Origin of the sequence: Bacillus sp. JJ783 (assembly GCF_036963225.1) — a bacterium.
Taxonomy (GTDB): Bacteria; Bacillota; Bacilli; order Bacillales; family Bacillaceae_G; genus Bacillus_A; species Bacillus_A cereus_U.
Genome location: NZ_JBALMG010000064.1, coordinates 50,572 through 61,527 on the forward strand (window position 1 = coordinate 50,572; position 10,956 = coordinate 61,527).

Below are 10,956 nucleotides of genomic sequence, written 5' to 3' on the forward strand. Positions count from 1 at the left end.
CAAATAGCGGGATAAATATGAATCGTAAAGTCTATATGGCCTTTCCTAGGAAATGATAATAGAGGGGAAAGGTCCCCCTCTATTATTTTGCTTTTGCAGATGGATCATTCATTGATTTTCGTGTAATTAGAAAAGAAATCATAAGAGCAGAAAGAATAATAAGGGCTATAAATAAGTGATTTGGCAACCAATCTAATAATAATACGTAGCTGACGGTATAAAAAATAAGAGTTGAAGCTAAAAACGATAGAGCGCCTATCATAAGAGATTGTAATTTCATTTGTATTTACCTCCTTTTATTTTTATTTTTGGCTAAAAATGGATGAAATAAACATTATTTCTAACAATAGAAAAAAATATGTCATAATAGAGAAAAGAATAAGTTTTGATGAGTGTATATGGCTCAGTAAAGCGAGATAAAGGAGAGGAAAATGAAAAATAATAAAAAAGGATTATGGGGAGTTATCGTTGCAATAGGGTTATTTTTACTGTCTAAGTTAAAATGGGTATTTGCCATTTTTAAGTTAGCAAAATTTTCAACTGTATTTAGTATGTTTTTATCGCTTGGTGCATACGCAGTCATATATGGTTGGAAGTTTGGGGTAGCACTCGTTTATTTGTTGTTTGTACATGAGATGGGGCATTTATGGGCAGCACGAAAGAAAGGTATACCAACATCGCCAGCAATCTTCATACCTTTTATGGGGGCTCTTATTGGGATGAAAGAGATGCCGAAAAATGCAAAAGATGAAGCATACATTGCCTATATGGGACCTCTTTTCGGATTGCTTTCATTTTTACCCGCGATTCCACTTTATCTGGTAACGAAAGAGCCGTTTTGGGCGCTTATTATTTTACTTGGCAGTATGATTAATTTCTTTAACTTAATTCCAGTTTCTCCGTTAGATGGTGGACGAATAATTTCAGTTGTAAGTACGAAAATTTGGGGAGCAGGGCTAGTTTTACTACTCGGCTATTCTATTTACTATAAGAGTATTTTGGGAGGATTTATTGTTATTATCGGCTGCATGGAACTATATAGAGTAATAAAGAGAGATGAGCCGATTAAGGAATTAGGATATAGAATCGATGGAATGAAAGCATATGTTGCTAGGCTTGAAGAGGAATTAAAAGAAACTGGTGCGGTGCATCGAACGATTTATATGATTCACCATGAGATGAATGTATTAAAACAAAGAGAACGTGAAAAAGAATTAAAAACAGGAGAACTTCAAAAGATTGAAGTGCTAGAGTACCTTTTACCAAAGTTTGAGCCGCTTGATTATGTCCCATATGAAGATGAAAAAGAAATGCATACAATTCATATAAGAGAAGCATTTGAAATGTCAGAAAGAAAATTAAATGAATGGGAAACAGAAAAAGAACAACAAGAAAATTATTATAAAGTCGATACGAAAACGAAATGGACAGTATTTGCTTGTTATATCGGATTAATGGCTATACTCGGTTATACAGCTTATGAAGGTTATGTTGTTTTACAAGAGCATTTACCAAGGAGAAGTTTGTAGGAAAATAGTGTCGAAATGACAAGAAGGATTTAAACAGGAATTATATTTCTACGAGAGAATGTTACAAGTGTAACAGTACATTGTAATATTCATAGTAGAAAAGGGGTTCTGTATATGAAGAGATTGTTAAGTGTATTGGTAACTATTACTGTGATGGCAATAGCGAGCTATAGTCTTATGAAAGTACTATTATATTATGCGAATAAGTCTGCTGGAGTAAATACAGTAGCACAAATAGAAGAGGTACAAGAGAAGAAGAAGACACTCGATTTTGTTCGTACGACACATGAAAGTTATAATAATTTCTTGAATTATGGTAAGGCAGAGAAATATACAGATGGGGACTGGAAACATTTTAAACAATGGTTTCAAGAGCAAGAAGCCTCTTTAAAAAATATACATAAAGAAATAAAAAATGAAAAAATAAAACGCGATGTGAATAGAAGTTATGAAATTGTAAAAAAAGGTGTGGAGCTTCAGAATATGGAGTATGTAATCTATGCTCATCGCGTATACCATGACCTGGATATACTTGTGAATAAATATAAAGGTGAAACGAATATATGGGGGTATACAGAGTTTGGAGATGGGCAGAATATAAGAGTAATTGAACAAGCGATACAAACAAAGTAGTAGGCTAGCTAGAATTCTAGTTAGCTTTTTTTGAGCACAATTAATGAGGGCTAATTAAAATTTACTTAATATGTGCATTGTTCATATATTTTTCACAAAAACACCGTGTTAATAGTGATTAAAATCACAATATGTATTATACAATTCAGTTAAACTAAAAACAGTTAAGGAAATAGAGGAGTGGGATACAATGTTAAGTGCAAAAACAATTGAAATCGTAAAGTCAACAGTACCGTTATTACAGGAAAAAGGCGTTGAAATTACAACGAGATTTTATCAAATTTTATTTTCGGAACATCCGGAGTTATTGAATATTTTCAACCATACGAATCAGAAAAAGGGAAGACAACAACAAGCGTTAGCAAACGCTGTTTATGCAGCTGCAACGTACATTGATAATTTAGAAGCTATTATTCCAGTTGTAAAACAAATCGGTCATAAGCATAGAAGTTTAGGTATTAAAGCAGAGCATTATCCAATAGTAGGTACATGCTTACTACGAGCGATTAAAGAGGTCGCAGGCGCACCTGATGAAGTTTTAAATGCATGGGGAGAAGCGTATGGCGTCATTGCTGATGCATTCATTAGCATTGAAGCGGGTATGTATGAAGAAGCTGCACATAAAGAAGGTGGATGGAAAGATTTCCGCAACTTTGTGATTGTTAAAAAAGTGAAGGAAAGCGACGTTATTACATCATTTTATTTAAAACCTGAAGATGGCGGGAAAGTTTCTTCATTCATCCCAGGACAATATGTAACGATTCAAATAAATATTAAAGGTGAAACATATACACATAATCGTCAATATAGCTTGTCTGATGCTCCAGGAAAAGAATATTATCGTATTAGTGTAAAGAAAGAAAAAGGTGTAGATACACCAGGTGGTAAAGTATCTAATTACTTACATGATCATGTAGGGGAAGGAGATGTCTTACCAGTAAGTGCACCAGCGGGAGATTTCGTATTAAATATGGATTCAACATTACCTGTTGTACTAATTAGTGGTGGGGTAGGGATTACACCGATGATGAGCATGTTAAATACGCTAATTGAACAAGAATCAAAGCGTAATGTATGCTTTGTTCATGCGGCGATAAATAGTAATACACATGCGATGAAAGAGCATGTTGAGACAGTAGAAAAAGAGTATGAACAAGTTAAAGCATATACTTGCTATTCTTCACCGACAGAGCAAGATGTGGAAATGAAGAATTTTGATAAAGAAGGATTCATTGAACGTGAATGGTTACAAACTATTATTCCAACAACTGAAGCAGAATTTTATTTCTGCGGTCCAGTACCATTTATGAAGCATATAAATGCTGCATTAATTGATTTGGGTGTTAAACAAGAGAACATTCATTATGAATTTTTCGGTCCCGCAGCAAGCTTACAATAGATTAATGTTGCCAAGCAAAAAACGAGGTATTATTTTACCTCGTTTTTTGCTTGTTCTCTTAATAAGCGATTAACTGTTTCGCGGCGTACACCTATGAGCTGACCAATTTCAGTTTGTGTTAATATTTCATAAATAGGGATGTCACCTAAATATAAGGTGAACCATTCTTGTAAACGATGAAGGCGCTCTTTAGGAGAGACAGTTGTCAATTGATCGATACGCTGTTGCATCATTCTTAACTTCGATTGTAATTGTATAGCGATATTTTCATATGATGCAGGATTTGCTTGAAGTTTGTCGTACCATTCATTGCTAATTATAGGCTCCACTTCTGTTTTCATTAAAGCGATAGCTGTACCGTGATATTCTTTCGGTGAAATTAAAGAATGGTGAGGTATCGTTTCACCAGGAACGATAATATTAAATAAAAATGGTGTTCCGTCTTCTTCTAACCGAATAACTTTTAATAAACCTGTTTTTATAAAATATAATGGACCGTCCTCACCTTGACGGAATAATACATCTCCCTTATGTAGAATCAATGTTAGCCCCCCATTAAAATATTTCTATTTCTTATATTTTAGCGTATATGTGTAAAGACAATATGCTTTTTAAACAGCAATTTCATTGACGAAATGTATGCTATTACAGTAGTATACTATTTAGTGTGTAATAGTACTAGCAATGAATACGCTGTAGGGGGTTTAGTATATTGTTAGATGCGATGAAGATGACGGATATGAGAATTCCGGCGAATGCTATCATTCATGTAGAAGAGATGAAAGGTGGAGTCGTTTTATCCGTTGAAATAGATGGCCAAATTATTTATACGATGGCTTATGATGAAGAAACAGATAGTTATGCTGAATTATATGATCGAAACGATAAGAGGGCGTGCCAAGTACATGAAGACTTTATGGGATGGTCACTTCTTCACTAAAAAGATGTCAATATGACATCTTTTTTTATTGAATCGATAGATTATACAAAGAAATGAAATATAAGGATAAAATTTGTAATAAATGATTTTGCATTGTTAGCACTTTGTAACTGTAAGATAACTGTTTTTTCGCTATCATAAAGATAACAGTCATAGCTATAGGAGTGATCAACTTGAAGAAAGTACATATTTCAAATTTTATGCTATTAAGTGTTTGTTTAGTTTTATTTGTTCTCCTAGGAGCCTTTTTATATTCATGTGTATAAGAAAAAACGCATTCTAGAAAGAACGCGTTATAAAAATGAAGTAATGATTAATCTAGTTCCAAGAATAATTAATGTGATACGTAATAAATTAATTACTGCATTACCACTTAATTTTGTGTTAATATAAGCCCCGATTTTTCCGCCAATCCATGCACCAGGAATAAGAATTAATGCATAAGCCCAGCTGACATTTCCTAGAGAGATGTGAGTTAAAGAACTTACAATTGCTGAGAGAAATACGATAAACATTGAAGTTGCTACAGCAATGTGTGCTGGGAACGCAAAAAGGAGCATCATCGCTGGCACAAGTAAGGCACCACCACCGATTCCAAATAATCCGGATATAAATCCAACTATAAAGGCAATAAAGATAGCGAGAAATGGTGGAAATTGATAGTCTACAGTATTTCCTTCGTTATCTGTAAAAGATCGCTTAATTACAGTCATATTTGATAGGGAAAGAGGTTTCAATTTGTCTCGTAGTATAAGAAGAATGGAGACGAATATAAGAAAAATCCCAAAGTATAAAGAAAATGTATCTTGGTTTAAAAATTTGTTTGCCCATGATCCGATGATACCACCAGGGCCACTCCCGATAAATAAAATAAGTCCACTTTTATAATCTACCCGTTTATGTTTCATATAAGTAAGGGTAGAAGACAGCCCCGTAAAAACGACGGTTACCATAGAAGTTCCTACTGCGAGTTGTGGTGATAAACTGTGTAATCCAATTAATAACGGAACGATAATAATTCCGCCTCCAAGTCCGACTAGGCTCCCGACTGTCCCGGCGATTAATCCGATGAAAAGTAACATGATGTATTCCAAAATTGCCAACTCCTCTATATAACTTATCCATCAATCATTATACACGCTTTTTAATAAGAAATAGGCTTGTTCACAAAAAAGTCGTCTTCCTAGAAAAATAAGGAAGACGACTTTTGATTAAAAGATTAAGTGTAATAAGTAGTAAAATAATGCAGCTAAAGAAGCTGAAATAGGAAGTGTAATAACCCATGTAATTAACATGCGTTTTGCAGTTCCCCATTTTACACCTTTCACACGATGTGAAGCACCAACCCCTAAAATAGAAGAAGAGATAACGTGCGTTGTACTAACCGGTAAGTGAATGAATGTTGCACCGAAAATAACAAGTGATGATGATAAATCAGCAGCTACACCATTTACAGGACGAATTTTCATAATTTGTCCACCGACAGTTTTAATAATTTTCCATCCACCGACAGAAGTACCAAGACCCATTGCGATTGCACAACATAATTGTACCCAGAACGGGATGTCGTCAGAAGTATGATAGTTATTGGCCATAAGAGCCATCGTAATGATTCCCATTGCTTTTTGTGCATCATTCGTACCATGTGTGTAAGCTTGTAATGCTGCAGTGAAAATCTGGAATATACGGAAGTTCTTGTTCGTTTTCGTTAAGTTAAAGTTTTTAAAGACCACTTTAAAAATACTATATACGATGTAACCAATAACAAAGGCGATAATCGGTGAAATGATTAAAGCTTCAAGAATTTTTATAAACCCTTTATAGTTTAATGAGCTAATACCAGCAGCAGCAATTGCTGCACCAGCGATTGCGCCAATGATTGCATGCGAAGAACTACTTGGAATGCCATAGTACCAAGTGAGCAAATTCCAGACTATTGCCGCAAGCAAAGCAGCTAAAATTACAAGAGAACCATTTGGCAAGGCAAACGGGTCAACGATATCTTTTGTAATAGTTTTTGCTACACCTGTAAATGTCATTGCACCTAAAAAGTTCATAATAGCTGCCATAACAATTGCATGTCTAGGCTTTAGAGCTTTCGTTGAAACAGCCGTTGCAATAGCGTTTGCTGTATCGTGAAATCCATTGATAAAGTCAAAAGCTAAAGCGCAAATGACTACTAAAACGGTCAGTATCAAGAGTGTATCCATGATCAAACTCCTTACGCGTTCTTCATAATGATTGTTTCTAATACGTTTGCAACGCTTTGACAGCTATCAGCTACTTCTTCAAGCTCTTCGTAAATCTCTTTAAATTGAATAATCTTAATCGGATCTTTCTCACGAGAGAATAGGTGCTTAATCGCATGACGGCGAATATCATCACATTGTGACTCGTAATCCTTAATCTTAATAGCGTTCGTACGAATGTCGACTAACTTCTTTTTAGACAGTAGTTCAACAGAGTTTGCAATTTCAATTGCACATTGATTAATTGCTTCTACGAATTTAATCATGTATTCATCAGCTTCTGTAATAGAATACATTTCGAACAGACCAGCACTGTGATCTAATCCGTCTAATACATCATCCATACTCATTGCAAGCTGTAGGATGTCTTCACGTTCAATAGGAGTAATAAACGCTTTGTTTAGCTCCATAATGATTTCGTGAATAAATGAGTCACCTTTTGACTCATATTCTTTCATGCGCATAGAAAACTCTTTTAAATCGCTAGCATTTTTAATTTTATACTCCACGAAAAACTGCGCGCCTTCTTTTAAATTTTCGGAAACGTTCATTAGCATTTCAGAAAATTTATCTTTTTTTGATTTAAAGACCATTATTGTTACCCCCACAAAAGTAATATATGTAAAATATATTGGCTAGTCAATTCTAACAAAAAACTGTCGTTTTTTAAAACATTTTATCGAAAAGTTTACAAAAACTTAACATAACTCACATTGTTGTATTAATAATATTAATATCAATGGTGAATATCTTACTTGTAGAATGTCCTTTTCTTGTAAAAAGTATGAATGTGAAAGAAAAGCTTTACACTATAGGAACGACTCGACTACGTTATTATAATAAATTTAAAAGGAGGTATATTCTTCCTTTTAAAAAGAAGCGTGTAAACAAACGAAGGAAGTGAACGAATGAAATTGAAGAACACTCACTTTAAAAAAACGCTTGAGTGGTTCAATCAGAGGAAGAAACTACGCAATTCATTAATTGTATTGGGAAGTTTGCTTGTTACTCTATTTATTGCTGTAAATATAATAATTTCCATTCAAGATATATCTGAATTAAAACAAGCTGTGCCACAACCGACTTTAATTTATGATGCAAATAATGAAGTTGCGACTAAATTAGCTTCTTCTAAAACAGAAGGGGTCAAGAGGAAAGATATTCCTGATATTATGGTTCAAGCAATTGTTGCAGTAGAAGATAAGGAATTTTTTAGTCATCATGGTATTTACTATAGTGGAATCATAAGTGCTGTATTTAAGAACATTACAGCTGGTGAAGTTGTGGCAGGTGGTAGTACAATTACACAACAACTTGCAAAAAATGTATTTTTAACGCAAGACCGTACATTCTCACGGAAAATAAAGGAATACTTTCTAACGAAAAAAATAGAACGTACTTATACGAAAGATGAAATTATTGAAATGTATATGAATCAAATTTATTTTGGTGAAGGTGCTTGGGGGATAAAAAGAGCAGCTAAATCGTATTTTGATAAAGAGGTAAAAGACTTAACAATTTCAGAAGCTGCAACGATTGCAGGATTAATTAAAGCGCCATCTGCGTATTCGCCGTATAAAAACTTTAATAAATCAATTGAAAGACGTAATGTCGTATTAGGTTTAATGAAGGAGCAAGGGTATATTTCTGAAGAACAATATAGTCAGGAGAAAGAATCAGGTCTTGTATTACGACGTGGTGTTGACGATAAATATAAGGGGAAATATTCTCAATACGTAGATTATATTGTTAGAGAAGCGATGGACAAGTATGAATTAACACAAAATGAAATTTTAGCAGGTGGTTATCGTATTTATACGGAACTTGACCCGAAAAAACAACAAGCGGTTGAAGATGTTGTGAATAATGATAGTTATTTTAAAGATAGTGGTTCAGATCAGCTTATGCAAACTGGAGTGGTCCTTATGAATCCAAAAACTGGTGGTGTTCCGGCTTTAGTTGGAGGTAGAGGTCCTTATCAATTTTTACAGTTTAATCATGCAACACAATTAAAAAGACAGCCAGGTTCAACGTTAAAGCCTCTTGCAGTGTATGTACCAGCGTTAGAGCAAGGATATGAAGTATACGATGTCTTAAAAGATGAACCGTTTAATATTAAAGAATATGCACCACAAAATAGTGATCATACGTTCCATGGTAATGTAACGATGTATGAAGCAGTGGCAAAGTCATATAATGTTTCAGCAGTTTGGCTATTAGAGCAAATTGGATTAGATAAAGGATTGAAATCTTTAGAGCGGTTTGGTATTCCATTAGATCCTGAAGACCGTACGTATCCGATTGCTTTAGGGGGTATGCATGTAGGGACTTCACCATTTGTAATGGCTCAAGCGTATAGCGCATTTGCAAATGATGGTGTCCAAGTAGAAGCTCATGCCATTAGAGAAATCCAAAATGCTGAAGGGGAAACAATTGGAAAATGGTATAAGAAAGAAACTCGTGTGACGAATGAGAAAGTTGCCCAAAAGATGACATACTTATTAAAAGGTGTTATTGAAAGGGGAACAGGTGAAAAAGCGAAAGTTAATAATATCGATACCGCAGGCAAGACAGGGACTACCCAGCTTGTAAATGGACCAAGCACTGGTGCGAAGGATTCGTGGTTTGTTGGATACACACCGGATTTAGTAGGTGCGATTTGGGTAGGGTATGATAAAACGGATAGTGAGCATTATGTGCCAGGAGGCAGCCAAATTACAACGACAATGTTCCGGGACATTATGAAGAAAGCGAATGGAAATCCAACTCAAAAGGCATTTCAGTTATCACTAATACCTGAGGCGGATTATACAAAACAATTAAAAACGATTGAGGAAGAAAAACGAAGGAAAGAAGAAGAGAGAAAACGAAAAGAAGAGGAAGAACAAAGAAAAGAACAGCAAAATGAATGGATAGATAAAGTAAAAGAGTGGATTCCATTTTGGTAAAAAAAGAGGCGAATAACGAGTTCGCCTCTTTTTTATGAGAAATGAGTGATTTTATCTCGATTCAAAATGTGGCAACAGAAAAGAAGTTAGGTGAGAATCGAGCTGCCTATAAAAATGTGATTGGTTTAACTTAATAATAAGTGGGGATGGGAAAAGCGCCACTTATTAAAGCTTCAGTTTATTTGTTTAGCGTAATATTAGTCCTGCCGAAGGATTGAGAATCAAACGTGACGGTTATTATTCCTTTACTAATAGGTTCATATGGTAATTCCTCTTCGAAACTTCCAGTATTTTCATTATGGATAGAGAGTGTTATTTCATCAACGTCTTTATTTTTATATTGATCTTTAATCGTTTCAGCGATTTGAAGTAGGTTTTCATAACTAGAAGCTTCTGTAATAAGCATTCCTTTTATAACTTTTTTTTCATTTTGTGTGGAAGAGGAATACGGGATGTTGTTTTGTTTTGTATACAGAAGTTCGTATGGAATTGTTTTTCTTTCTGCTTTTGAAACATTTGAATATTTTAGAGTTAAAAGAAACCCTATACATAAAATTATGCAAACCATAAGAACAAACCAAAAACGTGTCAGTGATATAATTCTCATTATCATCCCTCTTTCATGTCTTTGTCTTCACTATTTATCATACAAAAAGAGGATTAAGCTAGAGTAAATTTGAAGTAAAGAAACGTAAAGAAGGAGCACTTATCCTCCAAAATAAGTGCTCCTTTTTATTAAAAGAGAGATTTAACATGCAATCAAAATAATACAAATTACTATAAATTAAACATTCTTTGTCTTTCAAAAATAAGATAAAAACTAAAAGTTAGTAAATTCGGAAAACTGATAGTGTAGCTGTTGTGTCACCAGTGTTAGGGATGGAAATAGTATTTACTGTAGGTTGTACAGAGATTGTTGTACCAGCTGTTAAAGTAATAATTGTGGAGAAAGAAACCGCACTACCGATAACGTTAGTTGAAAAATTACGAGTAGGTGGTTGACCGTTGAATGAAATACCGAATCCAAACGGTGAAGAACCCGGGAAGGTTGTAGATGCTGAGAAACTAATATCGTATACTCCTGTTTCTAAAATAGTTAAAGTATCTGAAGTGTCATTAAAAGAGAGATTATTTAGTTCGAAAACTTGATCGAATTGGATATTTGTTCCAGGTGATATAGTTTGTGGATTAGAATTTCCTATTGCTGCTATAGTTACAGGGAGTGGTGTGCCCGACGGTCCAGTAGGACCACGAAGTC

General features: G+C 34.4%; 12 protein-coding genes. 5 read left to right on the plus strand and 7 right to left on the minus strand.

Going from position 1 to position 10,956, the window contains the following annotated elements:
- Nucleotides 1–82 precede the first annotated feature (82 nt).
- Nucleotides 83–280, minus strand: coding sequence for a hypothetical protein (locus tag V7038_RS14840; protein WP_335470675.1), 198 nt, complete (start codon nt 278–280; stop codon nt 83–85).
- Between the two features lie 151 nt (nt 281–431).
- On the opposite strand from V7038_RS14840, the gene V7038_RS14845 reads away from it, so the two are divergent.
- The 3 genes from V7038_RS14845 to hmpA all read left to right on the plus strand — a co-directional run bounded on the left by V7038_RS14845 (nt 432) and on the right by hmpA (nt 3,561).
- Complete coding sequence (locus V7038_RS14845; protein WP_335470677.1) at nt 432–1,529, plus strand: site-2 protease family protein; 1,098 nt, start codon at nt 432–434, stop codon at nt 1,527–1,529.
- A gap of 114 nt (nt 1,530–1,643) precedes the next feature.
- Nucleotides 1,644–2,162, plus strand: a complete 519-nt coding sequence (locus V7038_RS14850) for a hypothetical protein (RefSeq protein ID WP_078174431.1) — start codon at nt 1,644–1,646, stop codon at nt 2,160–2,162.
- Nucleotides 2,163–2,352: 190 nt separating this feature from the next.
- The gene (hmpA, locus tag V7038_RS14855; protein WP_335470680.1) at nt 2,353–3,561 is read left to right on the plus strand and encodes an NO-inducible flavohemoprotein; all 1,209 of its coding nucleotides are present in this window, start codon (nt 2,353–2,355) and stop codon (nt 3,559–3,561) included.
- 29 nt (nt 3,562–3,590) lie between these two features.
- On the opposite strand, the gene V7038_RS14860 is transcribed toward hmpA, so the two are convergent.
- Complete coding sequence (locus tag V7038_RS14860) at nt 3,591–4,103, minus strand: Crp/Fnr family transcriptional regulator (protein WP_002149445.1); 513 nt, start codon at nt 4,101–4,103, stop codon at nt 3,591–3,593.
- Nucleotides 4,104–4,273: 170 nt separating this feature from the next.
- On the opposite strand from V7038_RS14860, the gene V7038_RS14865 reads away from it, so the two are divergent.
- Complete coding sequence (locus V7038_RS14865; protein ID WP_000883004.1) at nt 4,274–4,501, plus strand: hypothetical protein; 228 nt, start codon at nt 4,274–4,276, stop codon at nt 4,499–4,501.
- A 293-nt stretch (nt 4,502–4,794) separates the two neighbouring features.
- On the opposite strand, the gene V7038_RS14870 is transcribed toward V7038_RS14865, so the two are convergent.
- The 3 genes from V7038_RS14870 to V7038_RS14880 all read right to left on the minus strand — a co-directional run bounded on the left by V7038_RS14870 (nt 4,795) and on the right by V7038_RS14880 (nt 7,343).
- On the minus strand, nt 4,795–5,595 hold the full coding sequence (locus tag V7038_RS14870) for a sulfite exporter TauE/SafE family protein (protein WP_002158631.1): 801 nt from the start codon (nt 5,593–5,595) through the stop codon (nt 4,795–4,797).
- A 117-nt stretch (nt 5,596–5,712) separates the two neighbouring features.
- Nucleotides 5,713–6,711 (minus strand): inorganic phosphate transporter, encoded by a 999-nt coding sequence (locus tag V7038_RS14875; protein WP_002149443.1) that lies wholly within the window; start codon nt 6,709–6,711, stop codon nt 5,713–5,715.
- A gap of 11 nt (nt 6,712–6,722) precedes the next feature.
- Nucleotides 6,723–7,343, minus strand: a complete 621-nt coding sequence (locus V7038_RS14880) for a DUF47 domain-containing protein (RefSeq protein WP_000231445.1) — start codon at nt 7,341–7,343, stop codon at nt 6,723–6,725.
- A gap of 315 nt (nt 7,344–7,658) precedes the next feature.
- Here V7038_RS14880 and V7038_RS14885 point away from each other — a divergent pair, with 315 nt between their 5' ends.
- Complete coding sequence (locus tag V7038_RS14885) at nt 7,659–9,698, plus strand: transglycosylase domain-containing protein (RefSeq protein WP_335470682.1); 2,040 nt, start codon at nt 7,659–7,661, stop codon at nt 9,696–9,698.
- A 178-nt stretch (nt 9,699–9,876) separates the two neighbouring features.
- Here V7038_RS14885 and V7038_RS14890 read toward each other — a convergent pair whose 3' ends face one another.
- A complete protein-coding gene (locus V7038_RS14890; protein WP_335470683.1) occupies nt 9,877–10,305 on the minus strand; it encodes a hypothetical protein in 429 nt (142 codons plus the stop codon).
- A gap of 220 nt (nt 10,306–10,525) precedes the next feature.
- The coding region (locus tag V7038_RS14895) for a Gly-Xaa-Xaa repeat protein (RefSeq protein WP_335470686.1) at nt 10,526–10,956 on the minus strand (431 nt) is incomplete at its 5' end.